The 26,047-nt window shown below is 67.4% G+C and carries 22 protein-coding genes and 1 pseudogene; 16 read left to right on the top strand and 7 right to left on the bottom strand.

The genetic code is table 11. The features are described from left to right. Positions 1–25 precede the first annotated feature (25 nt). From M3C25_RS08260 to M3C25_RS08240, 5 genes are all read left to right on the top strand, one after another. Entirely contained in the window at positions 26–781 is a 756-nt protein-coding gene (locus M3C25_RS08260) for an SDR family oxidoreductase (protein WP_259835308.1), read from the top strand. Positions 782–1,108: 327 nt separating this feature from the next. Continuing rightward, the gene (locus M3C25_RS08255; RefSeq protein ID WP_170273663.1) at positions 1,109–2,095 is read left to right on the top strand and encodes a siderophore ABC transporter substrate-binding protein; all 987 of its coding nucleotides are present in this window, start codon (positions 1,109–1,111) and stop codon (positions 2,093–2,095) included. Between the two features lie 68 nt (positions 2,096–2,163). Next, positions 2,164–3,264, top strand: coding sequence for an ABC transporter permease (locus M3C25_RS08250; RefSeq protein ID WP_259855779.1), 1,101 nt, complete (start codon positions 2,164–2,166; stop codon positions 3,262–3,264). Beyond that, positions 3,257–4,507, top strand: coding sequence for an iron chelate uptake ABC transporter family permease subunit (locus M3C25_RS08245; protein WP_259855777.1), 1,251 nt, complete (start codon positions 3,257–3,259; stop codon positions 4,505–4,507). Before M3C25_RS08250 ends, M3C25_RS08245 begins: the two co-directional genes overlap by 8 nt. Further along, positions 4,504–5,259 carry an iron ABC transporter ATP-binding protein gene (locus M3C25_RS08240; protein WP_259855768.1) on the top strand — a complete coding sequence of 252 codons (756 nt, stop codon included), beginning with the start codon at positions 4,504–4,506 and terminating at the stop codon, positions 5,257–5,259. The genes M3C25_RS08245 and M3C25_RS08240 overlap by 4 nt, the downstream gene beginning before the upstream one ends. On the opposite strand, the gene M3C25_RS08235 is transcribed toward M3C25_RS08240, so the two are convergent. Next, complete coding sequence (locus M3C25_RS08235; RefSeq protein ID WP_259855766.1) at positions 5,219–6,244, bottom strand: DUF5316 domain-containing protein; 1,026 nt, start codon at positions 6,242–6,244, stop codon at positions 5,219–5,221. The genes M3C25_RS08240 and M3C25_RS08235 overlap by 41 nt on opposite strands. A gap of 64 nt (positions 6,245–6,308) precedes the next feature. Then, positions 6,309–7,163 carry a phosphatase PAP2 family protein gene (locus tag M3C25_RS08230; protein ID WP_259855764.1) on the bottom strand — a complete coding sequence of 285 codons (855 nt, stop codon included), beginning with the start codon at positions 7,161–7,163 and terminating at the stop codon, positions 6,309–6,311. A gap of 231 nt (positions 7,164–7,394) precedes the next feature. On the opposite strand from M3C25_RS08230, the gene M3C25_RS08225 reads away from it, so the two are divergent. Then, a complete protein-coding gene (locus M3C25_RS08225) occupies positions 7,395–8,387 on the top strand; it encodes a PRC and DUF2382 domain-containing protein (RefSeq protein WP_102163077.1) in 993 nt (330 codons plus the stop codon). A 257-nt stretch (positions 8,388–8,644) separates the two neighbouring features. On the opposite strand, the gene M3C25_RS08220 is transcribed toward M3C25_RS08225, so the two are convergent. Continuing rightward, a complete protein-coding gene (locus tag M3C25_RS08220; protein ID WP_259845301.1) occupies positions 8,645–9,856 on the bottom strand; it encodes a CaiB/BaiF CoA transferase family protein in 1,212 nt (403 codons plus the stop codon). Between the two features lie 169 nt (positions 9,857–10,025). On the opposite strand from M3C25_RS08220, the gene M3C25_RS08215 reads away from it, so the two are divergent. The 4 genes from M3C25_RS08215 (at position 10,026) to M3C25_RS08200 (ending at position 13,961) form a co-directional block, all read left to right on the top strand. After that, positions 10,026–10,451, top strand: a complete 426-nt coding sequence (locus tag M3C25_RS08215; protein ID WP_259800199.1) for a hypothetical protein — start codon at positions 10,026–10,028, stop codon at positions 10,449–10,451. Positions 10,452–10,523: 72 nt separating this feature from the next. After that, on the top strand, positions 10,524–11,747 hold the full coding sequence (locus M3C25_RS08210) for an acetyl-CoA C-acetyltransferase (RefSeq protein WP_259845302.1): 1,224 nt from the start codon (positions 10,524–10,526) through the stop codon (positions 11,745–11,747). A gap of 431 nt (positions 11,748–12,178) precedes the next feature. Beyond that, complete coding sequence (locus M3C25_RS08205; RefSeq protein ID WP_102163073.1) at positions 12,179–12,973, top strand: electron transfer flavoprotein subunit beta/FixA family protein; 795 nt, start codon at positions 12,179–12,181, stop codon at positions 12,971–12,973. 37 nt (positions 12,974–13,010) lie between these two features. Continuing rightward, entirely contained in the window at positions 13,011–13,961 is a 951-nt protein-coding gene (locus M3C25_RS08200) for an electron transfer flavoprotein subunit alpha/FixB family protein (RefSeq protein ID WP_170273673.1), read from the top strand. A 92-nt stretch (positions 13,962–14,053) separates the two neighbouring features. On the opposite strand, the gene M3C25_RS08195 is transcribed toward M3C25_RS08200, so the two are convergent. After that, the gene (locus tag M3C25_RS08195; protein ID WP_259845303.1) at positions 14,054–15,478 is read right to left on the bottom strand and encodes an FGGY family carbohydrate kinase; all 1,425 of its coding nucleotides are present in this window, start codon (positions 15,476–15,478) and stop codon (positions 14,054–14,056) included. A 54-nt stretch (positions 15,479–15,532) separates the two neighbouring features. Here M3C25_RS08195 and M3C25_RS08190 point away from each other — a divergent pair, with 54 nt between their 5' ends. Both M3C25_RS08190 and M3C25_RS08185 read left to right on the top strand, forming a co-directional pair. Beyond that, the gene (locus M3C25_RS08190; protein ID WP_170273675.1) at positions 15,533–16,555 is read left to right on the top strand and encodes a YihY/virulence factor BrkB family protein; all 1,023 of its coding nucleotides are present in this window, start codon (positions 15,533–15,535) and stop codon (positions 16,553–16,555) included. A gap of 156 nt (positions 16,556–16,711) precedes the next feature. Further along, on the top strand, positions 16,712–17,173 hold the full coding sequence (locus M3C25_RS08185) for a YtxH domain-containing protein (protein ID WP_170273676.1): 462 nt from the start codon (positions 16,712–16,714) through the stop codon (positions 17,171–17,173). Positions 17,174–17,538: 365 nt separating this feature from the next. On the opposite strand, the gene cls is transcribed toward M3C25_RS08185, so the two are convergent. Both cls and M3C25_RS08175 read right to left on the bottom strand, forming a co-directional pair. Then, the gene (gene cls / locus M3C25_RS08180; protein WP_259800196.1) at positions 17,539–19,026 is read right to left on the bottom strand and encodes a cardiolipin synthase; all 1,488 of its coding nucleotides are present in this window, start codon (positions 19,024–19,026) and stop codon (positions 17,539–17,541) included. Between the two features lie 105 nt (positions 19,027–19,131). Next, a complete protein-coding gene (locus M3C25_RS08175) occupies positions 19,132–20,769 on the bottom strand; it encodes an FAD/NAD(P)-binding protein (protein ID WP_259800195.1) in 1,638 nt (545 codons plus the stop codon). A 514-nt stretch (positions 20,770–21,283) separates the two neighbouring features. On the opposite strand from M3C25_RS08175, the gene M3C25_RS08170 reads away from it, so the two are divergent. Further along, on the top strand, positions 21,284–22,066 hold the full coding sequence (locus tag M3C25_RS08170) for an IclR family transcriptional regulator (RefSeq protein ID WP_259800194.1): 783 nt from the start codon (positions 21,284–21,286) through the stop codon (positions 22,064–22,066). A 13-nt stretch (positions 22,067–22,079) separates the two neighbouring features. Here M3C25_RS08170 and M3C25_RS08165 read toward each other — a convergent pair. After that, positions 22,080–22,349: pseudogene (locus tag M3C25_RS08165) on the bottom strand (factor-independent urate hydroxylase); the annotation flags it as partial. 226 nt (positions 22,350–22,575) lie between these two features. Between M3C25_RS08165 and aceB the strand changes: the two are divergent. From aceB to bcp, 3 genes are all read left to right on the top strand, one after another. Next, complete coding sequence (gene aceB, locus M3C25_RS08160) at positions 22,576–24,186, top strand: malate synthase A (RefSeq protein WP_259846810.1); 1,611 nt, start codon at positions 22,576–22,578, stop codon at positions 24,184–24,186. 21 nt (positions 24,187–24,207) lie between these two features. Continuing rightward, complete coding sequence (locus M3C25_RS08155) at positions 24,208–25,386, top strand: glycerate kinase (protein WP_420909191.1); 1,179 nt, start codon at positions 24,208–24,210, stop codon at positions 25,384–25,386. Positions 25,387–25,460: 74 nt separating this feature from the next. Then, the gene (gene bcp / locus M3C25_RS08150) at positions 25,461–25,928 is read left to right on the top strand and encodes a thioredoxin-dependent thiol peroxidase (RefSeq protein WP_259800191.1); all 468 of its coding nucleotides are present in this window, start codon (positions 25,461–25,463) and stop codon (positions 25,926–25,928) included. Positions 25,929–26,047: the final 119 nt, after the last annotated feature.

Raw genomic sequence — 26,047 nt, 5'->3', positions numbered from 1 at the left:
TTCAAGCGATCTGCCGGGAGGCACCATGAGCCAGCGTTTCACGGGGAAGACTGCGATCGTCACGGGCGCATCGCGCGGCATCGGCTTCGGCATCGCCGAACGCCTCGTCGCCGAAGGAGCACGGGTGTGCATCACCGCCCGCGGTGAGGAGGCACTCGCCGAGGCAGCCGAGAAGCTCGGCGGGCCGGACAAGGCGATCTGCGTCGCCGGCAAAGCCGATCGCCCCGAGCACCAAGATGAGGCGATCGCCAAGACGACCGAGGCCTTCGGGCCGATCGACATCCTCGTCAACAACACCGGCATCAATCCCGTCTACGGCCCGATGATCGACCTCGACCTCGATGCCGCCCGCAAGGTCTTCGAGGTCAACGACATCTCCGCCCTGTCTTGGACGCAGAAGGTCTACGCAGCCTCGCTGGCCGAGCGCGGTGGTGCGGTGCTCAACGTCGCCTCGGTCGCAGGCCTCGGCCAGCCCGAGGGCATCGGCTTCTACGGATCGTCCAAGGCGATGCTCGTGCACATCACCCGCCAGCTGGCGATGGAGCTCGGACCGGACATCCGCGTCAACGGCGTGGCTCCGGCCGTCGTCAAGACCCGGTTTGCCGAGAAGCTCTACGCCCACGACGAAGAGGGGGTGGCCGCGGCCTATCCGCTCAAGCGGCTCGGCACTCCTGAGGACATCGCAGCAGCCGCAGCCTTCCTGCTCTCCGACGAGGCCGGCTGGATCACCGGCCAGATCCTGACCCTCGACGGCGGCATGACACTGTGCGGCGGCGTCTGACCCAGACCCCTCAGCCAGCTGCCTGCTGACCCTTCCTGCGAACGCCCGGTCGAGTCCACCTCAGCCGGGCGTTCGCGCTGCCAGCGATCAGCCGGATGTGCTTCGCGTCACAAAGCGCCCTGCAAGCATGCGAACCGCCGGGGGAGTTAGGTAACATTAGCCTAACGAACTTTGGACACGTTTCCGTTTCGTAAATGAGTGTGCGTAGCCTTAGTGTGGTTCACCTAAGCAGTCGGGGGTTCCCGTCTGTCCGAGCCATACCGTTACGCCCCAGCGCGTCACCGGTGCAGTCCACCGGCAGCGCGCACTCGAAAGGAGCCCTACCTGATGCGGATCAAGCATCGCCGTCTGAGCGCCGTCGCTGCTCTCTCAGCCGTCGCACTCACCCTCAGCGCCTGCGGTTCAGGCACCGGCACCTCGGCGGAGGAGACCCCCGAGAACTCCGCGACCGTGACCGTCGAAGACAACAACGGCACGCACGAGATCGCCACCCCGCCCACGAGCGTCGTCGCCACCGACAACCGCACCTTCCAGACTCTTGATGACTGGGGCGTGGAGCTCAAGGCCGGCGCCGTGGCCCTCATGCCCGAGAGCGTCTCCTACACCCAGAACGAGGATGTCATCGACCTCGGCAACCACCGCGAGCCCAACCTCGAAGCCGTCGTCGAAGCCCAGCCGGATCTCATCATCAACGGTCAGCGCTTCGCCCAGTACCAGGAGGATCTCGCCAAGCTGGCCCCGGATGCCACGATCCTCAACCTCGACCCGCGCGATGACCAGCCCCTCGACGCTGAGCTCAAGCGCCAGACCGAGGTGCTCGGCGAGGTGTTCGGCAAGCAGGAGGAGGCCAAGCAGCTCAACGAGGACTTCGATGCCTCGATCGAGCGGGTGAAGGAGGCCTACAACTCCGACGACAAGGTCATGGGCGTCATCACCTCCGGCGGCGACATAAACTACTCCGCGCCGAAGGTCGGCCGCACGCTCGGCCCGGTGTTCGACATCCTCGACCTGACCCCCTCGATCGAGGCTCCGGAGGGCGCATCGGATGACCACACCGGTGACGATATCTCCGTGGAGGCGATCGCCGACTCGAATCCGGACTGGCTGCTCGTGATGGACCGCGACACCGCAGTCGAAGACGATGCGAAGCCTGCCCAGAGCATCATCGAGGAGTCCCAGGCGCTCAAGAACGTCAACGCCGTGAAGAACGGCAACATCGTCTACATGCCCAAGGACACCTACCTTGCCGAGGGCATCCAGACGTACACCACCTTCTTCAACGACCTCGCCGACGCAATGGAGAACTCCCAGTGACACCGCGCCGGCGGTGCGGGCCTGCTCCGCGCCGCCGGCGGTCCACCTGATCCCAACCGATTGAGACGATGAGCATCCACGAACGCCACCAGGCACACGCACCAGCTCACGGTGCCGCTGCCGACGTGCTCGGATCCGCCGGCACGTCCGCCGGGGCACCTGGATCCGCCGGGGCGCCTGCGGCGGCCGCGCCCGAGGCGGTGGCCGGCACAAGTGCATCGTCGCGCCTGTTCTCGTGGCCGCTGCTCATCGGCGTGCTTCTCACCGCAGCGCTGGTCGTTTCCTCGCTGTTCATCGGCGTCTACGACATCTTCGGCGCCGAAGACGGCTCGGAGATGTTCGCCATCACCCGCGTCCCGCGCACCATCGCCTTGGTGCTCGCCGGAGCGGCGATGGCGATGTCCGGTCTCGTCATGCAGCTGCTGACGCAGAACCGGTTCGTCGAGCCGACGACGACCGGCACCACCGAATGGGCGGGCCTGGGTCTGCTGCTGGCCTTCATCGCCTTCCCCGGCGCTCCGCTCATCGTCACCATGAGTGTGGCGATCATCACCGCATTCATCGGCACCCTCATCTTCTTCGCCTTCCTGCGCCGGGTGACACTGAAGTCCTCCCTCATCGTGCCGATCATCGGGCTCATGCTCGGCGCCGTCGTCGGCGCGGTCTCGACCTTCCTGGCCCTGCAGAACGACCTGCTGCAAACCGTCGGCATCTGGTTCGCCGGCTCCTTCACCGCGGTGCTGCGCGGCCAGTACGAACCGCTGTGGTTCGTGCTCATCGTCGTCATCGCGGTATTCATCGTCGCCGACCGGTTCACCGTCGCCGGCCTCGGCCAGGAGATCGCCACGAACGTCGGCCTGAACTACAACCAGGTGCTGCTGCTGGGCACCGGGCTCATCGCGATCGCCACCGGCATCGTCACCGTCGTCGTCGGCAACCTGCCGTTCATCGGCCTCATCGTGCCCAACATCGTCTCCCTGTTCCGCGGCGACGACCTGCGCTCGAACCTGCCGTGGGTGTGCCTGCTCGGCATTGCGATCGTCACCGTCTGCGACATCATCGGCCGCACGATCGTCGCCCCCTTCGAGATCCCCGTCTCGCTCATCCTCGCTGTCGTCGGTGCAGCGGTCTTCATCACCCTGCTGCTGCGGAGGCGCCGGAATGGCTGACCTGTACGAAGCGACCTACACCGACCCGGCCTCGCTGGCCCGCCAAGCCGGCCAGCTCGGCCCGTCCACCCTGCCCGACGTCAGCGGCGCCACCCCCACCGCCGGCACCACCCCCACCGCCGGCACCCAGGCCACCGCCGGCACCGCCTCGGGCACGGCAGACGAGACCGCCACCGCCGCCTCGGGTGCTGCAGCCCGGACCACCAGCGCACGCACTCATACGCCAGCACCGGCGCCAGACACCCGCCACCAGGGCGCCTTGCCGACGCGGGCTGCTCGGGTGCGCTACTTCGCGATCCTGGCCGGGATCGGCGCCTTCGCGCTGTCCGCCTGCTTCGCGCTGCTGGCCTGGGACAATCCGATGCCGGTCGGCTCGGAGGGGTTCTGGCTCATCGCCAACCTGCGCTCGACGAACATCGCCATCATCATCATCGTCGCCTTCTGCCAGGCGATGGCGACCGTGGCCTTCCAGACGGTGACCCACAACCGGATCATCACGCCCTCGATCATGGGCTTCGAGTCGCTGTACACGCTCATCCACACCTCGATGGTGTTCTTCTTCGGCACAGCCGGCATCGTCGCGGCCGGGTCGACGAGCATGTTCCTCACCACCGTCGGGATCATGGTCGTCTTCGCCGCGTTCCTCTACGGCTGGCTGCTCTCGGGCCGGTACGCGAACATGCAGATCATGCTGCTCATCGGCATCATCCTGGGTGCTGGGCTCGGCTCGCTGTCGACGTTCATGCAGCGGCTCATGACCCCTGGTGAGTTCGATCTGCTCACTGCTCGGCTCATCGGCTCGATCTCCAACGCCGAGGCCAGCCATCTGTGGATCGCCGCCCCCATCGTCGCTGTCGCCGGTGGCGCACTCTGGCTGCTGGCACCCAAGCTCAACGTGCTCGCCCTCGGCCATGACACGGCCGTTAACCTCGGGCTCAACCAGCGGGCCTACAACATCATCGTGCTGCTGCTCGTCTCCGTGCTCATGGCGATCTCGACCGCCCTCATCGGGCCGATGACGTTCTTCGGGTTCCTCGTCGCGATGCTGGCCTACCAGCTCGCCGACACTCACGACCACCGGTATGTGTTCCCGCTCGCCTGGATCACGGGTGTGGCGGTGCTGGCCGGGGCGTACTTCGCGCTCAAGCACCTGTTCTATGCCGAGGGGGCCGTGGGCATCATCATCGAGGTCGTCGGCGGTTCGTTCTTCCTGCTCTACGTCCTGCGAAAGGGCCGCCTGTGATCACCCTCTCCGCTGTCCGCAAGAGCTACTCGGCCGAGGTCTCGATCGGCCCGGTCGACCTGCAGATCCCCGCCGGCGGCGTCACCGCCCTCGTCGGGCCCAACGGAGCCGGCAAGTCGACGCTGCTGACGATGATCGGCCGGCTCATGGGCATGGACGAGGGCGCGATCGAGATCGCTGGCTACGACGTCGCGACGACGAAGTCGAAAGATCTGGCGAAGATCGTCTCGATCCTGCGGCAGGAGAACCACTTCGTCACCCGGCTCACCGTCCGCCAGCTTGTGGGCTTCGGCCGGTTCCCCTACTCGCAGGGCCGGCTGACGGCTGCCGATGATGCGATCATCACCCGCTCGATCGACTTCCTGGGGCTTGGGCCGCTGGAGGGTCGGTACCTCGATGAGCTCTCCGGCGGGCAGCGGCAGCGCGCCTATGTCGCGATGGTGCTCGCCCAGGACACCGACTATGTGCTCCTCGACGAGCCGCTGAACAACCTCGACATGCGCCATTCGGTGCAGATGATGCAGCACCTCGAACGCGCCGCCGAGGAGCTCGGCCGCACCGTCGTCATCGTGCTGCACGACATCAACTTCGCCGCCCACTACGCCAAGCGGATCTGCGCGGTCAAAGACGGGCAGGTCTGCTACTTCGGCACCCCGGCTGAGATCATGCGCCCCGAAGTGCTCTCCGATGTCTTCGACACCCCCGTCGACGTCATCGACGGCCCGCGCGGTCCGCTTGCCGTGTACTACTGAACCGTGCCCGAGGCGGTGGCTGCGGCAGCGCCGGATGCGGCACTCGCAGCACCGCTGAGAGCACCCACCACGTCACCAGCCCGAGGGCACACCCCGCCAGGCTCAACGGCAGCATGAATACCGAGGCGTCGAACAGCCTGCCGGCGACGACACCCGGGACCGCGAACACCAGCATCGACAGCAGCGCCGCCAGACCCGGCTGGGCGGTCGCCGGCTTGAGCGTCCACAGCAGGATGGCCGCGAGGATCCCCGGCAGTGCGATGGCGAACACGCACATCATCACCGTCTTCGTCTCCGTCATGTCAGCGGCCAGGAGCGAACCCGCGCACACCACGCTGTAGGCGAGCGCGCCGATGAGCATGCTCGTGCCGAGCAGCCGCACGGACGCCGCACTGTCAGCCTCAGCCGGGTCGTCATCACGGGGGCCGTCTGCGCTGGCTGCCTCGATGCTGCTGGTGTCGGAACCTGCCGTCACTTCGGGCTCATCATCGTCACCGGCTGCAGGCTCCGCGGTGCGGTTGGTGTGCCGGCCGGAGAGGAACGCCCGGATCGCGAGGCCGAGCACCCAGAGCGCGATGGCGATGAGCAGCGGGGGCAGACCGAAGACGAGCGGATAGTAGTAGTTGCCCAGGCCAGCCAGGGTGAAGCCCCCTGACCAGAGCGGGCTCTCCAACACGAGCATGGCCGTCCAGATGACCGCATAGACGGTGATGACAGCCGCTGCGATCCACTCCCACTCGGTGCGCCGAGACAGCAGCGCCACCGCGCCCGCTGCCATGAGCGGAGGCAGCAGCTCGAAGATGAGGCTGCTGATGAGCGCGGCCGCCTCCGGCAGGCCGCTGCGAAAGATGGCCTCGATGAGCGACAGAGCAGCGAAGACCACCCCGGCGGCTGCCAGAGCGGCAACGAGCAGCGTGTGGGATCGCGCCCGGAGACCGGCGGCGCGCACAACAGGTGGGGGTGTCTGCTGGCGGGAAGATGTCATACTCTCAGCGTCTCATGCCATCCAGACACCGCCTCGGCAGCGGTGAGAGGCGAGCACGGGCATCTCAGCCAGCGGCGCGGCCGTCGGCACCAGGCTGCCGGCGACTGCGGGCGGCTGCGACGGCGAGGAAGATGCGGTGGCCGGTGATGACGACGGTGATCCAGGCGATCGCGACGAGCCAGGCGGTGAGCACATCGGTCGTCCAGTGCTGGCCGAGATAGATGCGGCTGAGCCCCATGCAGGCGGCGAAGGCCAGGCAGCCGAGGACGATGAGGATCTTCAGCCACCACTGGCGGATGAGGATGAGCACCAGGTAGGCGATCATGCCGTACAGCGCCAGGGAGTTGAGCGAGTGGCCGCTGGGAAAGGAGAACCCGCCCTCATACGGGGGAACGGCGTCGGCGCGGGCCGGGCGCGGACGGCCGATGAGGTTCTTGCCGAGCACTGTGAACGCGACCGAGCCCAGGGCGGTGATGAGCATGAGCAGCAGCGGTGTGCGGCGCCGGTAGACGATCGTGAGGATGCCGGTGATGATGAGCGCGATGACGGTCATGCCGACGATGTCGCCGAGGTTGGTGAAGACGGTGACCGCGCGGTTGAGTGCCGGTGTGCGCAGCTCCTGCATCCTGTGCAGGATCGGCCGGTCGAGGGCCGTGATGCCGTCGCGCGGGTTGTCAAGGCTTTCGTAGATCTCTTCGGCGATGGCCACGCAGCCGAGCATGATGCCCAGGCCGATGCTGGTGAAGAGGATGAGCGCGGTGTAGGGGCAGAACCAGCGGCCGAGGACCTGGCCGATCTTCCCGAGCAGCTTCCAGCCCGGCAGCAGGCGTTCATGGCGCTGCACGAATTCGGGCGCCTCGCGGATGAGCGGGTCGTCGGAATAGCGCAGCCGGTCGGTGCGGTCATGCTTGTCAGTCACCATTCCATTCTTGCCGATTGCGGCTGCAGACCGCCGGAGCCCCGCCGCAAGGAGCCCTGCCGGTTGAAAGTCTGAGGGAGCGCTAAGGAACAAGGACTGTTGCCGAGGTGAGTGAGGTGTTAGCGTGAACTCATCCGATGTCACTCCGGATACAGCACTTCAGTGCTGACAGGCACCACCCGTTGGGGAAGGGTTCCTCGACGGTGAAACGTCACAACACAGGAGTTCAGCATGGAAAACATCGACATCGACCGACTTCGCGGATCCGATCTCTACGATCAGACCGGAAGCAAAATCGGCAGCATCGGGGAGGTCTACCTCGATGACCAGACCAATGAACCAGCATTCGTGACCGTCAACACCGGTCTCTTCGGCATGAACGAGACCTTCGTTCCGTACCAGAGCGTCACGCGTGACGGCGACAACCTCGTCGCCCCGTTCGAGAAGTCCTTCGTCAAGGACGCACCGAACATCGCCGCTGACGGCAGCCTGACGCCGGAGGAAGAGGAAGAGATCTTCCGCTACTACCAGCTCGATTCCGGCACCGGCCGTGACCGCGACCGCGATGGCGTGCGCGACCACGACCGCCACGGCAAGCATGATGCCGACCGCGACGGCGTCCGTGACGCCGGTGTGGCCGGCGCTGCCGGTGGAGTCGCCGGTGCAGCCGGACACGACCGCGACCATGATCGCCACGGCAAGCACGATCTCGATCGTGACGGCGTGCGCGACCACGACCGTGCTGCTGCTGGTGACCAGCAGCAGGTCGTCGCCCATGAGGAGCGCCTCAACGTCGGCAAGGAGCAGGTCGAGACCGGCAAGGTGCGCCTGCGCAAGCACGTCGTCACCGAGAACCAGCAGGTTGAGGTTCCGGTGCAGCGCGAGGAGCTCGTCGTCGAGCGCGAGTCGATCGACCCGAACTCCCCCGAAGCCCGCAAGGGCGGCGGAATCGACGCCGATCGCGGTGCTGTCGATGAGACGGTGACGTTGCGCGAGGAGCGCCCGGTTGTCGACAAGGAGACCGTGGCAACGGAGAAGGTCAACGTCGGCAAGCGCGTCGTCGAGGACAAGGAGACCGTCGGCGGTGAGGTCCGCAAGGAGCAGATCGACATTGACGGCGCTGAAGGCCGCGATGCTGCCGGACGCGGCGTCGATGGACGCGGCGTGGACGGACGCGGGGTTGACGGCCCGGGTCCCGACGCGGACGGACGCCCGCTGCGCTGAGCTGTACCTGCTGAGCTTCAGCACCACCCCGACCGCCCGGCCGGCTGAGCAGTCAGCGATCGGGTGAGCGATCAGAACACGGCACCCTTCCAGGTGACGGTGCACCTGCATCGGATCCCGGCAGGGTGCCGCTGTCATGTGCGCACACTGTCACGTCCGCGACACCAAACCGGCCGCCCCGCCCATGCGTGCGAGTAGGCCACCGGCCCCCCGCCTCGGGAACGGTCCGTGCCCGAGGCGGTGGGCCGGTGAGCGTGTTACTGAGAGTCTGCCTGCCGGTCGGCTGGATGCTGCAGCCAGGCGCGGATGGCCTCGGAGTCGGCGCCGAGGGCCGGCGGGGCGAGGTCGTAGCTGACCGGGGTGGCCGAAAGCGTGATCGGGTTCTTCACCGTCGGGATGACACGGTCGCCGGAGCCGGCGTTGACGACGGGCTCGAGACCGAGCTCGGCGGCGAGCTGGACGCCCTGTTCGATCGTGTTGATCGGCGCGCACGGCAGACCGGCGTCACTGAGCAGCGTGAACCACTCCTGCGCCGACTTCGCTGACAGCGCTTCGATGAGAAGCGGCTCGAGCTCACGCCGATTGTGGTTGCGGTCAGCGTTGTGGGCAAACCGCGGGTCGTCGAGCAGCTCGCGGCGGTCGATGACGGTGCACAGGATCTCGAACTGCCGGTTGTTGCCGACGGCGACGATGAGCTCACCATCGCCGGTGGGCATCGGCTGGTACGGGTACAGGCTCGGGTGCTCGTTGCCCATGCGGTGCGGCACGACCCCGCCGGCGACATAGGCGCTCGTCTGGTTCGCCAGGCCTGAGAGGGCTGAGGACAGCAGGTTTGTGTCGACCTTCTGGCCCTCACCGGTCTGGCTGCGATGGCGCAGCGCGGCGAGGATGCCGATGGTGGTGTGCAGGCCGGTGATGACGTCAAAGATCGCCACCCCGGCTCGATACGGCTTGCCGTCGGCTTCGCCGGTGAGGCTCATGAAGCCCGAGAGCCCCTGGACGAGAAGGTCGTAGCCGGGCTGCGGGTTCTGCGGGCCGAAGCCGGTGACCGAGGCGTAGATGACCGCCGGGTTGGTCCGCACGACGGCGTCGTAGTCGAGGCCGTACTTCGCAAGCCCGCCGGGCTTGAAGTTCTCGACGAGCACATCGGCGCGGCGGGCGAGTTCGTGGGCGAGCGCAAGGTCGTCAGGGTCCTTGAAGTCGAGGACGACGTCGAACTTGTTGCGATTGGCCGACAGGTAGTAGGTGGCCTCGTCGTCGCGGACCGGAGGCTTCCAGGCACGCGTGTCGTCCCCGCCGGGGCTTTCGACCTTGATGACGGTCGCGCCGAGATCGGCGAGCATCATCGTGGCATAGGGGCCGGCGAGCACGCGGGAGAAGTCGGCGACGACGATGCCGGCCAGCGGACCTGTGCCGGTACGTGCGAACGCCTGGTCGATGGTGCGGTTGTCCTCATGCGGTGCGCTCATGCCCCTCGCCCTCCTGCCGCTGCGGCGTGCCTGCCGGTGCGGCCCTCGCCGTGCTGTTGCTCACAGCCACGGTAGCAAGTCTGTGCTGGCGCCCGGCAGGCGGTTCACGGCTGCGGCTGTCAGCCTGCCGAGCACACCCCGCCTGCCTGATCGGAAGCGAGCGACCCGCATGCCCTCTGCCGTCCAGCCGTCGAAGCTCATGACGGTGCTGCTCAGCGTCTGCATCGCCGCCGCGTGCGGGGCCGGCGCCGAGGTGGTCAAACGCCTATTGCGCGGCGACGACGTTACTGCCTCCTGGTGGCTGTGGCTGGCCGGCGCTGCTGTGGCGGCGGTCGTCGTGGCGGTTGTGTTCCGGTCCCGAGGTGACAGGCTGGCGGCCCTGCCGTTCATCGGCAGTCAGAGTCTGGGTTTCGGCCTCGTGTGTCTCATCGTCATCGGCTATGGGCTGCCCGGCATGACCGTGGCCGGATTCGATCCGCTCGATGCAGCCCTCACCGGCATCCTCGCCGTCATCCTCGGGCTGCTCGTGCTGTTCCTGCTCAAGCGCTGGTTCTACACTCCCCCAGACACTCCGGAAAGCGCCGAGACCGACTGAGGCATCAACCGCCTCGGGCCGGTGTCCGCGGCGGGGACTACTATGAGCCATGTCACCGTCGAAGGAGAACCTGTGTCCGAGCCCATCGCCATCTGCGAACCGCTGCGCTCCCCCGTCGGAGGCTACGGCGGCCAGTTCAAGACCACCCCTCCGCAGGAGCTCGGCCGGCAGGTCGTCGTCGCGCTCGTCGAGCGCACCGGCATCGACCCGAGCGTCATCGACGATGTCGTGTTCGGCCAGTGCTTCCCGCATATGGAAGCGCCCGCCCTCGGCCGCGTCGTCGCGCTCGATGCCGGACTGCCGACGAGCGTGCCGGGACGGCAGCTCGACCGGCGCTGCGGTTCCGGCCTGCAGGCCGTCATCGACGCGATGGGCATGATCGCCACTGGTGGTGCTGAGGTCGTCATCGCCGGCGGGGCCGAGTCGATGAGCCGCGCGCCGTACTTCAACGAGGAGATCCGGTGGGGTGTGCGCGGGCCCGGCATCGATCTCAAGGACAGCCTCGCCCGTGGGCGCGTGACCGCAGGCGGCAAGGACCACCCGGTGCCCGGCGGGATGATCGAAACGGCGGAGAATCTGCGCCGCATATATGAGATCAGCCGTGAGGAGCAGGACGCGTTCGCCGTCGAATCCCACCGGCGGGCAGCCGCGGCGACCGAGGCCGGACGGTTTGCCGATGAGATCGTGCCGATCCAGATGCCGGCGACCCGCAAGACCGCAGCCTACGAGGTCACCACCGATGAGCACATCCGCCCGGACGCCAGTGTCGAGAAGCTCGCGAAGCTCACCCCGATCCGCGCGAAGCTCGATGAGGCCGCGACCGTGACTGCCGGCAACGCCTCCGGACAGAACGACGGCGCCGCTGCCTGTCTTGTCACCACCGCCTCGAAGGCCGAGCAGCTCGGGCTCAAACCGCTGGCCAAGATCGTGTCGTGGGCAGTGGCCGGGGTGGATCCGGCTACGATGGGCATCGGCCCGGTGCCGGCGACCGCGCAGGCTCTCGAGCGGGCCGGGCTGACACTTGCCGATATTGATCTCATCGAGCTGAATGAGGCCTTCGCCGCCCAGGCGCTGGCCTGCACCCGCGAATGGGGCTTCGGCACTGGCGACTTCGACCGGCTCAACGTCAACGGCTCCGGGATCTCACTCGGCCACCCCGTTGGGGCGACCGGGGCGCGGATCCTGGCGACCCTGCTGCGGGAGATGGACCGCCGGCAGGCACGCTACGGGCTGGAGACGATGTGCATCGGCGGCGGACAGGGCCTGGCAATGATCGTCCAGCGGGTCGGAGGCTGAGCCTGGGGCGCTGCAGGCCGCCCGCCTGGGCCCGGCAGACGGCGTGACCGGCTCCGCGCAGCCGGTGACCACCTCCTCGGGGCCGGTGACTGCTGCTCGAGGCCGATGACCAGCCATCACAGATGAACAGCCATCACAGCAGGTGACCGATCCGCCGGGCGAGCCGGCAGGGGCAGGTTTGGGCACCACGTATGTGACATGAGATACTGGCACTGAACGATCGATAAGTCGCCGCGTTCGAACCGGACTTCCCACTGTCGGATATGCTCACCCTCAGCAGTGGCGCCCGTCACCGGCCAGGGAAGTCGGACCAGGCCCCGGCGAACGGCCCCACCGCTGTGAAGTGAGACGGACGCCACTTGGTAACGTTAGAGAAACGACGCCCTGTTTCGAGGGTGATCCTCGGTTCTCAGGAAGGATGAACTACCCACATGCGGATTGTCACTTTTGTCAAGTACGTCCCGGATGCTGCCGGTGACCGTACCTTCGAGTCGGACAACACCGTCGACCGCTCGGTCGACGGCCTGCTGTCGGAGCTCGACGAATACGCTGTTGAAGAAGCTCTCAAGATCGCTGACGGTGACAAGAAGGGCACGGAGGTCATCGCCCTGACCGTCGGACCCGACGACGCCGTCGACGCTGTGCGCAAGTCCCTCCAGATGGGCGCGAACAAGGGCGTCCACATCTGCGACGACAGCCTGGAAGCCTCCTGCGCTGTCGGCACCGCCAAGACTCTGGCCGCCGCCGTCAAGGTCGTCGAGGAGGAAGAGGGCCCGGTCGACCTCATCATCACCGGCCTGTCCTCGACTGACGGCGCGATGTCGGTCGTGCCGGTCATGGTCGCCGAGCTGCTCGGCCGCCCGGCTGCCACCCAGGCCTCGCACCTGGAGGTCTCCGGCGGAGTCGCCAAGATCCGCCGCGACGGCGACACCGCCTCGCAGTACGTCGAGGTGCCGCTGCCGGCTCTCGTGTCGGTGACCGACCAGATCAACGAGCCACGCTACCCGTCGTTCAAGGGCATCATGGCCGCCAAGCGCAAGCCGCTGGACGAGTACGACATCGAAGAGCTCGGCCTCGACGCCGGCGAGGTCGGCACTGCTGGTGCCACCACTGAAGTCGTCACGCTGACCGAGCGTCCGCCGCGCACCGCCGGTGAGGTCATCACCGACGAAGGCGAGGGCGGCAACCAGCTCGTCGAGTGGCTAGCCTCGAAGAAGCTCGTCTGATCCACTATCTGAACGCAGAGGAAGCGAATACACACTTATGTCTGAAGTTCTCGTTCTCGTAGACCATGTGGACGGCGACGTGCGCAAGTCCACCTTCGAACTCCTCACCGCCGCCAAGGCACTCGGTGAGCCGACTGCACTGTTCATCGGCGATGCCGCCAAGGGCGAGGCCGCTGCCGCCAAGCTCGGCGAATACGGCGCCGAGAAGGTGCTCGTCGCCTCGGACCCGGCATACGATGAGTTCCTCGTCGGCCCGAAGGCCGAGCTGCTCGCCGAGCTCATCTCCACCCGTCAGCCGGCTGGTGTCCTCGTCCCGGCCAGTGCTGAGGGCAAGGAGATCGCAGGCCTGGCAGCCATCAAGACCGGTTCAGGCATCCTGACCGACGCCGTCGGCGTGGCTGAGGGCTTTGTCGCCACCCAGTCGGTGTTCGCCGGCGGCTACACCGTCGAGTCGAAGGTCACTCGCGGCACCCCGATCGTCGCGATCAAGCCGAACTCGGTTGCCGCTGAGCCTTCCCAGGGCGCGGCTGCTGTCGAGTCGGTCAGCTTCGCCCCGAGCGATGCCGCCAAGACCGCCCGCATCACCGCCACTGAGGAGAAGCCGGCCTCCGGCCGTCCGCAGCTGACCGAGGCCGCCACGGTGGTCTCCGGTGGTCGCGGCACCGGCGGCGACTTCGCCCCGGTCGAAGCCCTGGCCGATGCTCTCGGCGCTGCCGTCGGCGCCTCGCGTGCCGCCGTCGATGCCGATTGGTACCCGCACTCGGCGCAGGTCGGCCAGACCGGTAAGACGGTCTCGCCGCAGCTCTACGTCGCCTGCGGCATCTCTGGTGCGATCCAGCACCGGGCCGGCATGCAAACCTCGAAGAACATCGTCGCGATCAACAAGGACGAAGAGGCTCCGATCTTCGAACTCGCCGACTTCGGCGTGGTCGGCGACCTCTTCTCGGTGCTGCCGCAGGCCACCGACGCGATCAACGCACGCAAGTGATGTGACCTGCCGCCGGCCTCGGCTGGCTGCAGGCTCACATGCGAAAGGGCAGGTGCCGCGCGGCACCTGCCCTTTGGCATGCCCTTGGCCAGTCAGGCAGTGGTACCGAACGGGGTAATCGTGTGCTCGATGCCAAGCGCCTCCCATGCCACCCGCGCACACGAGCGCAGCCCGGCATCGGCATCGGCGACCGGCACGATCGGCCGGTCGAGGACGGTTGCGAGGATCTGCCGGATCCCGGGTGAAACGGTCAGTCCGCCGGTGACTGGCAGCGGAGCGTGAGGGTCGGTGCCGAGGGCAGCGCAGAGCCGTCCGAGGTTGGCGGCGATGCCGGCGGCCAGGCCGGCGTAGAGGTCGGCTGCGGTGGTGGCCGGCTGGATGCCGGTCAGCGCCCCGGTCGAGACCGCGGTCCCGAGTGCCGGGGTGCGCTCACCGGCGAGCGCGGGATCGCAGGTGAGACCCTGCCACCGGCCGGCTGCGAGCGCCTCGGTCAGCGCCGCCTCGGCAGCGGCGTGGGCAGCAGGCGCGTGCTCGTCTCCGGCGCTGATGCCGAGCAGCACGCGCCTGCCCCAGGTCAGGGTGGAGCCGGCGTTGACCATCGCGGCGATCGCCAGCGTCCCGGCCGGGTGGACGAGCCGGTGGAAGTCCGAGGTGGAGCCTGCAAGCGGGCGCGGGGTCTGCGGGTCGATGTGGGCGATCCAGCCGGAGGTGCCGAGGTAGGCGTAGGCGGCACCGGGTGTGCTGCCGATGATCCCGTCGGTTGCAGCCCCGGCATCGCCGAGACCGGTGACGACCGGGATGCCTGCGGCCTCCGGGCCGAACCCGAGGTGTCCGGCGGCTGCCGGGGTCAGCGTGCCGATGGTGCCTGGGTCGACGAGCTCGGGCAGGCGCCAGGCCGCTGCGGGGGATTCGGTTATTGGGCGCGGCAGCATCCAGGCATCGGCTGCCGCGTCGTAGAGCGAGGTGGTCGAGGCGCTCAGCCGGTCGCAGGTGAGGCGCCCGGTGAGCTTCCATCCGAGGAACCCGGCCGCGCTGAGAGCCAGCGCGTCGATGTGAGCTTCTGGGTGGTGGCCGGTGAGCCAGGCGATCTTGGCCGGCAGGCAGTCCGGGCCCGGTGTGGTCAGCAGCCTGGCTTCCCAGTCGGAATCGGCTGCGCGCAGCTCGGCGAGTTCAGCGGTGGCGCGGGTGTCGGAGTAGAGGATGACCGGAAGCCCCTCCGCCCCTGCCGGGCTGGAGGTGATGGGCACGAGGCCCTGCATCTGGCCGGTGAGCGCAATGGCAGCCGGTAGGCTCCCGTCTGCATCCAGGTGACCATCCGTGCGCAAGGCGCCCACCGCCTCGGCGACGGCCTGCCACCACTGGGCCGGCGACTGCTCGATCGCCCCGGTCAGCTGCCCGTCCTCACCGCAGTGGCGGGTGTCGATCGCAGTCTGCGCGGAGGCGCGCGTGCGGCCGGTCGTGTCGATGAGCGCGGCCTTGAGGGTGCTGGTGCCGAGGTCGAGGCAGAGGACGTGCATGGTCGTCACTGTAGCTGCTGCGCAGGTCAGGGTGCCCTGCCGTAGACTCGGAGTGTGACCCGGAAGAAGAACCTGTCTCCAGCGGCGTGGCGCTATGTGTGGGAGCGGACGATCATGTCGTTCGCCCGCAGCCGGCGCACCGATACGGCGGCGACGCTGTCGTTCTACTTCCTGCTCGCCCTGCTGCCGGCACTCACCGCGATCCTGTCGATCCTCAACGTCTTCGGCGAAGGCCCGGACACCGTGTCGAAGGTGCTGAACTGGGCGCAGCAGGCCGGGGCCGGTGAGAACGTTACGCAGCTGGAGGAGCCGCTGCAGGATCTGGCGAAGTCACCGGCCGGTGGGCCGTTCTTCGTCGTCGGCATCCTCGTGGCGATGTGGTCGGCCTCGAAGTTCGTCAACGCCTTCGGCCATGCCGTCAACGAGATCTACGCGATGACCGAGGGCCGGCCGGCCTGGAAGCAGCGCCTGCAGACCTATCTCGTCACCATCGTCGTCATCCTGCTCACCGTCGCTGCGGTGCTCAGCCTGGTGAGCTCGCCGAGCATCATCCTGCCCTTCGGCCTCGGTGAGCAGTTCGTCGCTGTGTGGGCTTGGGTGCGGTTCCCGCTCGCGGCGATCTTCATCCTGCTCATCACCACGCTGCTCTACATCGCCACGAGCAACGTCAAGCGCGCGCACGTCACACTGTCGTCCCTCGGTGCGCTCATCGCGCTGGTCGCCTGGGTGCTCTTGAGCGTTGGCATCTACCTCTACGCGGTCGTGTTCGGCGGGTTCGAGTCGACCTACGGTTCGCTGGCCGGCGTGCTCATCGCGCTGTTCTGGGTGTGGCTGTCGAATATGGCGCTGCTGTTCGGCGTGCACTTCGACGCCGAGGTCGAACGCGCCCGCCAGCTGCGCGACGGGATCCGCGCCGATGACGTCCTCCAGGTGCCCCCGCGTGACACCCGCCGGATCGTCTCCGATGCCCGGATCCAGGCCCGCATGCGCCGCAAGGCCCATGCCCTGTGGCGCAGTCGCGGAGAGACCGATGACGAGCCGGTAGCCGATCCCGAGGCGCCGCGGCCCCTGCCGTGACCGCCCGCAGGTGAGGACAGCTCATCCCACCTGGGAAATCGCATCGTGACAGCACGGCCTGCCGGTATATGATGTGGGTAACAGCCTCAGCCAGTCATACCCGCCCGCGCGGGAGACAATGTGGCTTGCTGGAATCGACTCCCACAGGAGGGGATTATGAAGAAGCGTCTGACTCTGCTCGTTGGAATTGGCATCGGTTTCGTTCTCGGTTCGCGCGCCGGCCGCCAGAGCTACGAGCGCCTCAAGACCCAGGTCGAAGAATTCTGGCAGAACCCACGCGTCCAGGAGGGCGTCCAGCAGGCAACCGACACCGTCAAGGAGAAGGCCCCCGAGGTCGCCGAGATGGTCAAGGACAAGGCTCCTGAGGTTGCCGGCAAGGTCCAGTCCGCCGCCACCTCGGCTGCGGGTGCCGCACAGGCCAAGGCCGACGACGTGAAGTCGAATGTGCAGCAGAAGAAGGCTGAGAAGGATGCCCAGAAAGCAGCCGACAAGGCTTCGTCGCAGGCTGAGAAGGATGCGAAGAACGCCGGCGCTGTCGAGGATCCGGTCGTTCTCAACGACGCTGTCGCCGATCCGTCGCAGGATCCGCTGTCTGAGGGCGGCAACCCGAAGCGCTAATTCCTGACTCGACACTCCAGCTGTAGTGAATGCGCGCCGGCAGATGCCGGCGCGCATTTGCGTTGCCTGGGGTGGGCGCTGGCTGGGTGGCTGCCGACAAGGGCCGGTCGTTGCCCGAGTCGGCTACTCTCTGGGGCCGGCCCAATGGCGGGCGGCTGGGCCCGGCAGAAGCTGGCCTCACGCGCCGAGCGCGTTCAGTGCAAAATCCGCGCTCGTCGATATTGCACTCAACGACTATGAATCGGGGGTTTGATAGTCGCTGACTGCAAAAATCAGACGTCTCGATATTGCACTGAACGCACACACTGCCGGAAAGCTGGCGTCTAGAGCCGGCCCTGCCCCCAGCCCCAGCTCGCACCCGCCCCTTACAGCAGCGAGCTCGTCAGCCGGCAGACGTTTTCCAAGTACTTCTGTCCCAACGAGCGCTCCATCCACTCCCGCCGGTCGACCTTGACGCTGTTGGTTCGGTAGTCGGCAGCCTCGAGGTCGTACATCGCCTGCGTGAAGTCGCGGTCGACGATGAACATCGAGACCTCGAGATTCATCGCAAAGGACCTGGCGTCCATGTTCGACGAACCGATGATCGTGACCTCGTCGTCGATGAGCAGGAACTTCGAGTGCAGCACGGTCGGCTCGTGGTACTGGAAGATCTGCACGCCGGCGTCGAGCAGGTCGGCGTAGTAGGACTCCTGTGCCTTCTGCGCCACCCAGTGATCGCTGGTGGCCCCGACGTAGATGCGCACGTCGACCCCGGAGTGGGCCTCGGTGACGAGCGCGTGCATGAGCGACTCATCGGGTACGAAGTACGGCGAGCAGATGACGATCTGCTCATTGGCGTTGTAGATGAGGTGGTTGAACAGCCGCAGGTTGTTCTCCAGGTCGAAGCCCGGGCCGCTGGGCACCACCTGAGCCATCGCCCCGCCCTCGTGGACTGGGTCGAGTTCGGTGTCGAACTCCTCGAACAGGATGACCTCAGTCTCGGAGTACCAGTCGGAGGCGAACACGGCGTTGAGCTCGGCGACGATCGGGCCGGTGCAGCGCACTGACAGGTCCTTCCACTCGAAGCCCTTGCGCAGGTTCGTGCGCTTGTTGTACGAGCGGTGGATGACGTTCTGGCTGCCGGTGTAGGCGATCTCACCGTCGATGACGAGGATCTTGCGGTGGTTGCGCAGGTCCGGGCGTTGGTATTCGCCCTTCCACGGCCGCAGCGGCAGGCTGCGCCGCCACGGCACTCCCGAGGCGTCGAGCTCCTTGACGAGATCGGAGTAGCCGGGGTAGCCGAGCGAGCCGACGTGGTCGATGAGGATGCGCACCGTCACCCCGCGGGCGTGAGCGCGCAGCAGCGCATCAAGCAGCGGCCGGGAGGCATCGTCGATAGCGACGATGTAGAACTCGAAGTGCACGTATTTCTGGGCCTGGTCGACCCCGCGGGCCATATCGAGCATGCACTGGTGGTTGTCGCCTTCGAGGGTGAACTCATTGCCGTGGACCATCGGCAGGGCACCGAGCGAGTAGTTCAGCTGCGCGGCCGTGGCCAGCGGCTCGGGCAGGTGGTCGTCGCGGCCGAGGATCGACTGGCCGCCGGTCTCATGCTTGATGAGCCGGTTGATCTCCGTCTGCATCTCCCGGCGCTTGCGCGGCAGCTTCGAGGATCCGAACATCCAGAACGCCAGCAGCCCGATATAGGGGATGAGGAAGATCGCCAGCAGCCAGCCGAGGGCCACCGACGGTTTGCGGCGGTAGGGGACTGCACCCAACGCAACGACGCGGATGACGAAGTCGACGGTGATGAGCGCGATGATCACCCACAACGGCCATCCAGGTTCGACGGGGATGAAGGTGAAGAAGTTCACCGCTCCATCCTACTGGCCGCCGCTGCGGCCGCGCTGGCGCATCCGCTCCCGAGGTGGTGGCCCCAGCCCCGAGGCGGTGGTCCCGTTCCCGAGGCGGTGGTCGTCTCAGTGCCGATGGCCGGCGATCCGGGCGGCCCACACCTCGGGTTCGGGCAGGGCGGCCCGGTTGAGGGAGTCGTTGCCGATCGTCCAGTCCTCTGTCGCCCGGCCGATCGCCGAGAGGCCGGGCACCGGCTGGCCGTCGGGGCCGACAAGCTGGAGGGAACCGGTGACCTGGATGCCGCGCTGGACGGCCGGCTTGGCGACGATCCCCTCGGCGATGAGCGAGTCGATGACCTCGGTGCGGGCATGCACGGCACCCGGCGGGGCGAGCACGGCGAGCACATGCAGGTCCGGGTGGCCGAACATGTGCGCGTCCTTCTCCCCCGGGCCCGGGCTCATCATCTCCAGGTCGATGACCCCGGCGCGGATGAGGGCGAGCAGCTTCTCGGCGTTCACCAGCGGCGGGCCCTCGGCAAAGCGCATGAGCTTCGTGCTCAGCGCCAGGAACTCCTCCCACTGCTGTGGATCGTGGGCGCGGAAGGACAGCACCTGGCGGATGCGGGGCAGCAGGCCCGTCCAGGCCTGGCCGAGAGCGCACTCGGCATCGGGGGCCTGCAGCCCGCGGGCGATGAGCACCGAACGCTCCAAGGCGGCCTTCGCCGAGGTCGCCAGACCCCGACCCCAGCCGGACTCGGCGGTCTCGTCGACCGCAGCGACCACCTCGGCGCTGGCAGGCTCCTGCCAGGCACCGGCCCGGCCGATGAGGATGTCGGCAGCCAGGTGGCGCAGCGCGGCAGCGACATCGCGGGGGCTCGCGTCCTCGGCGAGTGCGGCGGCGTGGTGGCCGGTGAGCTCGTCGAGGTCGGCCTGCTGCTGGCCGCCGTCGGCGGGGATGTAGATGCTCGGCGGTTTGGCGTTGTAGAAGCGGCCGGACAGGCAGGTCGGCAGCAGCACCGGCTCTGCTCCGCAGGCGCGGTAGATGAGGTCGCCGGTGACGACGTTGCGCTCGAAGTGCCCGCAGCGGTTCTCGGTGACCATGAGCGCGAAGTCGATGAACGTCAGCGCCGCCCCGCTGGTGAGCACCCGCTGACCGGGTGAGATGCGGGCGACGGTCGAGTAGTCGTCGTGGCTGAGCGTGCGGGTCTCATCGTGGACCTCGCGGGTGGTCAGCGCCCGGCTGTGGCGGCGGGCGTGGCCGGTGGCCAGCAGCACCTCGTCATACGGTTCCCGTACCTCGGGCCCGGCGTGGACCTGCCAGCCGTCACCGGCACGGCACAGGCGGCGCACCCGTGCGGGCACGACGGTGACGGTCATCGTTTCGGGCAGCTCGGCGATGACGGTCTCGAACGCCCAGGCAAGGTAGGCGCCGACGGCCGCGCGCGGCGGGAACGGGTCGAGGCGGTGTTCGGGGGCGTGGACCTCAGCCCAGGCGGAGAAGGACTTGCGGGCCTTGCTGGCGGCGCTGCGGGAGGCTGGCCAGACGCTGACGATCGCCGAGGTGACGTTGAGGACGAAGCAGCTGGGCTGGTCGGTGCGCCAGATGCGCCCGGCACCTGGGGTGTCCTGTTCGTAGATGTCGACGTGGAGGTGCGGCCGGTCGGCAACCGGGTGATCGCGCACAGCTGCCGACAGGCTTTCCAGGGCGAAAAGACCCTTGGGGCCTCCGCCGACGATCGCGACTCTCAGTGCTGTGGAGTTCACGGGTCTCTCGCAATCTGCGTTGCGGCGCTCCGGCCGGCGCAGACCGGGCGCTCAAGTGTCAGCTGGTGAACGAGCTGCTACACTCCTCAGGCTACAGGCGTCGGCTGACAAAGACATGAGCGTGAGACGAACGAGCGGCGACGAGGGCAATGCTCCACAGCGGAAGTATGCGGGGTCCGTCGCACCTGCACAACGGCATGGTCGTCGCGGTTGCACAGCGGCGCCTTTGCCACTGCTTCGAGCTTTTTGCCGAGGCGCAGGAAGAAGGTGCGGACACTCGCAGTGTGATCGAGTATCCAGGGCTCGGTGCAGCCATGGGGGTCCTCCCATAGGGTTCGGGTCTTCGTATGTCGATCAATGAGTTTCCGTATGCCGATCAACGCCTTCTGCTATTCAAAAAATCGGCCAGCCGATAGACTTATCTCACAATCTGTTTCCCAGGCACGCTGGGCCCGCCCCGCCGTGCAGCTCACCGGGACCTCGGCCCACTTCTCCCCAGGAGGGACCTCGCACCATGTCGCGCAACGCAGACGAAACATCGCCCAGCCGCCCCGCCAGGAGCGGCGTCCAGTCCGTCGAGCGCGCCTTTGACCTGCTGAACCTCATCGCAGACGCCGGTGGCCACACCACGCTCAGCGGACTGGGAGCGACCGTCGACCTGCCCATGCCCACGATCCACCGCCTGCTCAAGACGCTCGTCGGCCTCGGCGCCGTCCGCCAGCTCCCCGACCGGGGCTACGCCCTGGGCCCTGGCCTCATCCGCCTCGGGAACCTGGCCGGCGAGCAGCTGGGCGCTATCGCCCGCCCCTACCTGCGCACCCTCGTCCAGAACCTAAGCGAAAGCGCGAATGTCGCGGTGCTCGATGGCGACATGGTCGTCTATGCAGACCAGGTGCCCTCGCAGCAGCAGATGCGGATGTTCACCGAAGTCGGGCGCCGGACGCACACCCACGACACCGGAGTGGGCAAGGCGATCCTCGCCGAACTTCCCGCCGAGCAGGTCCGCCGCATCGTCGCGGCCGCCGGCATGCCGACGCCGACGTCGCACAGCATCGGCACGGTCGAGGCGCTCGAAGCCGAGCTGGAGCGGATTCGTCAGCAGGGTTATGCCGTCGATGAGCAGGAGCAGGAGCTCGGGGTGCGCTGCTTCGCGGTCGCCGTACCCGAGGCGCCGACGCCGATGGCGATCTCGGTCTCCGGGCCGACGAGCAGGGTGGATCAGAAGTTCGCTGACAGGGCGGTTCCGCTACTGCAGGCCGCTGCCGCCCAGATCGCTGAGGAGCTTCGCGCCGGTTGACCCCTTGACTCTCCGAGGTGAAGTTGTCGGCGAGCACCTTGAGGAAGTCCTCCGGGGAGGTGATGCCCTCTTCCTTCGCCTTGGCGAAGATGGTGTTCTTCTGCATATCGGTCGGCACGACGTGTTCGTTGTTGCCCTCGGTGTGGGCGGTGGTGAAGTCGCCCCACAGCTGGGAGGTGACGTTGGGATCGCGGATCTCGTGGCGGTCGGTGTCGCGGTAGACGCGAACGACGCGATTCTCTGCCCTGCCGAACTGGTTCTTGCCGAGGCGTACTGCGCTCACAGTGGTCTCCTGTCAGGAAAAAATTGATTGGGTTGAAAAGGGGTTCGGTTGGGGAGGCGGCGGCGATCAGCTGCCGCGGTAAGTCGTGTAGGCGAAGCCGCAGACGGCCACATACCCGACGCTCACATTTATCCGTACATTGGACTTTTATTTCCGCATCTCGAATACCTGCTCTATCAGTGTGCATGGAAGCCCCATGAGAACCCCACCCTGAGGAGCGCAGACCATGAGCATCGAGATCACACAGCCCTGCGAGGTGCCCGGCGCGCAGCGGATCCTCACCGACGAGGCACTGGAGTTCGTCGCTGAGCTGCATCGCCGGTTCGCCGGCACCCGGCAGAAGCGCCTGGATGCTCGGCACCGCGCCCAGCAGGAAGCTTCGGCAGCAGGTGCCATGGAGTTCCCTCCCGAAACCCTCGAGGTGCGCGAAAGCGCATGGACCGTTGCAGAGCACCCAGCCGCACTCCGCGACCGCCGCGCGGAGATCGTCGGTCCCCCGGTCCCGGCCACGATGGCCATCGACGCCCTCAATTCCGGCGCCTCGGTGTGGCTGGCCTGCGTGGAGGACGCGCTGTCCCCGCAGTGGCGCAATGTCATCGAAGGCCAGCTCAATCTCTTCGATGCCGCCCGCGGCACCCTGAGCTTCACCTCCCCGGACGGCAGGGAGCACCGCCTGCGCAAGGACGCCGAGCTGCCGACGATCGTCGTGCGACCGCGCGGCTGGCACCTGGACGAGAAGCACATCGAGATCGACGGCCGCCCGGCGATCGCAGCGCTTGTCGACTTCGGACTGCACTTCTTCCACAACGCAGCCCTCGGCCACGCGAACAGCACCGGCCCGTTCTACTACCTGCCCAAACTCGAGCGCTATCTCGAAGCGCGCCTGTGGGACGACGTCTTCACCTTCAGCGAGAATCGCCTCGGACTGCCGCATGGCACCGTCCGCGCCACTGTGCTCATCGAGACGATCCCTGCAGCCTTCCACATGGACGAGATCCTCTATGAGCTGCGCGACCACGCCTCCGGCCTCAACGCCGGGCGCTGGGACTATCTGTTCTCGATCATCAAGCACTTCCGCGACGCCGGTGAGGGCTTCGTGATGCCCGACCGCGCCGAGGTGTCGATGACCCAGCCGTTCATGCGCGCCTACAGCGAGCGCCTCGTCCAAGTCTGCCACCGCCTTAGCGCCTTCGCGATGGGCGGGATGGCGGCGTTCATCCCGAACCTCACGCATCCCGAGATCACCGAACAGGGGATCGCCAAGGTGCGGGAGTACAAGGCCCGGGAGGCCCGCGACGGCTTCGACGGCTTCGACGGCTCCTGGGTCGCCCACCCGGATCTCGTCAGCGTCTGCCGCGAAGAGTTCGACGCGGTGCTCGGTGACAAGCCCAACCAGCTCGAGCGCACGCGCGAGGACGTCGATGTCACCGCCGCACAGCTGCTCAACATCGCCGGCGCCTCCAGTGACGTCGCCGAGGCGGGTGTGCGCGCCAACCTGTACGTGGCGATCTACTACACCGCGATCTGGCTTTCGGGCAACGGTGCCGTGGCCATCCACAACCTCATGGAGGACGCCGCCACTGCCGAGATCTCCCGCTCCCAGGTGTGGCAGCAGATCGCCAACAAGGTGAGCGCGGCTGATTCCGGTCAGCAGATCGACGCTGCGATGATCGAGCGCCTGCTCGCCGAGGTGGTCGACCAGCTGCGCGGCGAGGTCGCCGATGAGCAGGCCTTCGCCGCGCACTTCGCGCCGGCTGCTGAACTCATCCAGCGGCTCATCTTCAGTGACGAGTACAGTGATTTCCTCACCCTGCCGGCCTACGAACTGCTCCCCTGAGCCAAGGATTCAGTGATGACCATGCCCAACCCGCACATCGTCTGCGTTCCGGATTCCTTCAAGGGCTCCGCTTCGGCCGCTGAGGCCGCCGCGGCCCTGGCCCGCGGCGCCCGGCAGGTCTTCTCCGGCGCCGAGGTGGTCGAGCTGCCCTTCGCCGATGGGGGTGAGGGAACGCTGGAGGCGCTGCTGGCCGCATGGGGCACCGAACCCGAGGAGGTCAGCGTCGTCGACGCCATCGGGCGCCCGGCCACCGCGCACTTCGGCCGTTCAGCCGACGGCCGCACGGCCGTCATCGAGGCAGCCCAGGCCAACGGCCTGCCCCAGGTCTCCGACGTCGACCTGCAGCCGCTGCGCGCAGATACCTATGGTGTCGGGCTCATCGCCGCCGGCGTGCTCGACGAGGTCGACGAGATCCTGCTGTGCATCGGCGGCTCAGCGAGCACCGATGGCGGCACCGGCCTGCTGCGCGCCCTCGGCGCACGATTCCTCAACGCGACCGGACAGGAGGTCGAAGCAGGCGGCCAAGGGCTGGCCAACATCGCTGAGATCGACACATCCGGCCTGCACCCGCGCGCCTCGCAGGTCCGCTGGCGGATCGCCGTCGACGTCGACAATCCGCTCACCGGGCCGCGCGGCGCCGCCGCTGTCTTCGGACCGCAGAAGGGCGCCACCAGCGACGACATCGAAACGCTGGACGCCGGACTCACTCAGCTCGCCCAGGTGCTCAGCACCCACCTCGGCGACGGCTCCAGTGAAGATGCTGTCGAGCAGCTGTGCACCCGCGAGGGATTCGGTGCCGCCGGGGGCATCCCCGTCACGATGACCACCCTGCTGGGCGCGGAGACAGTGCCCGGTTCGCAGCTGGTCGCCGAGGCGGTCGGCCTGGCCGAGGCGCTGGCACCGGCAGACCTGGTGCTCACTGGTGAGGGATCGCTGGATTCGCAGTCGCTGGCCGGCAAGGTCGTCGACGCCGTGCTGGACCACACCCCGCAGGGGGTCCCGGTCATCGCGCTGGCCGGAACCGTCAAGCTCTCCCCTGCCGAGTGCCGCGAGGCAGGATTGGCCGCGGCGTTCTCCATCGCACCCGGAGCCGCGTCGCTGGAGACCCTGTTAGCTGAGGCGGAGTCGCTCATCGAAGACACCGCCGCCCACGCCTGCGCTCTCGCCGCTCTCGGACACACCTCAACAGAATCCGTATAATAGAAGTAAGTTTCCAACTAGTGGATATTCGGCGGCCGCACCTTCGCGCCCCCCGTTCTCAGGAAGGATGGACCATGACCCGCCACCTCACCGCAGGCGACACCGCACCTGACTTCACCCTCAGCGACGCCGAGGGCCGCAGCGTCTCGCTCGCCGACTACTCCGGCAAGAACGTGATCGTGTACTTCTACCCCAAGGCGGCCACCCCTGGCTGCACGACCGAAGCCTGCGACTTCCGCGACAACCTGGCCTCGCTGCAGTCGGCGGGTTACCAGGTGCTGGGCATCTCCCCCGATGACCAGGACGCCATCCGCGACTTCGCCGCAGCCGAAAGCCTGTCCTTCCCGCTGCTGTCGGACCCGGAGAACGCCACCGCCAAAGCCTACGGCGCCTTCGGTGAGAAGACTCTCCAGGGCCGCACGGTGGAGGGCACGCTGCGTTCGACCTTCGCCGTCGATGCCGACGGCAAACTCACCTACGCCGAGTACGACGTCGACGCCGAGGGCCACGTCGGTCGCCTCCGCGAGCAGCTGACGGGCTGACACGCCGTACCACCTGAGCCGGGGCAGCGTCTGAAGTTGAATCTCGGCACCCACGACCGAAGGCCCGGAATCCACCCCTCGTGATTCCGGGCCTTCAGCATGCACTGACGCAGCCGCCT

This window comes from Brevibacterium luteolum (genome assembly GCF_025147615.1).
Taxonomy (GTDB): Bacteria; Actinomycetota; Actinomycetes; order Actinomycetales; family Brevibacteriaceae; genus Brevibacterium; species Brevibacterium luteolum.
Note: the sequence above shows the minus strand (reverse complement) of the source record. Positions and strands in the feature narration are given on the sequence as shown.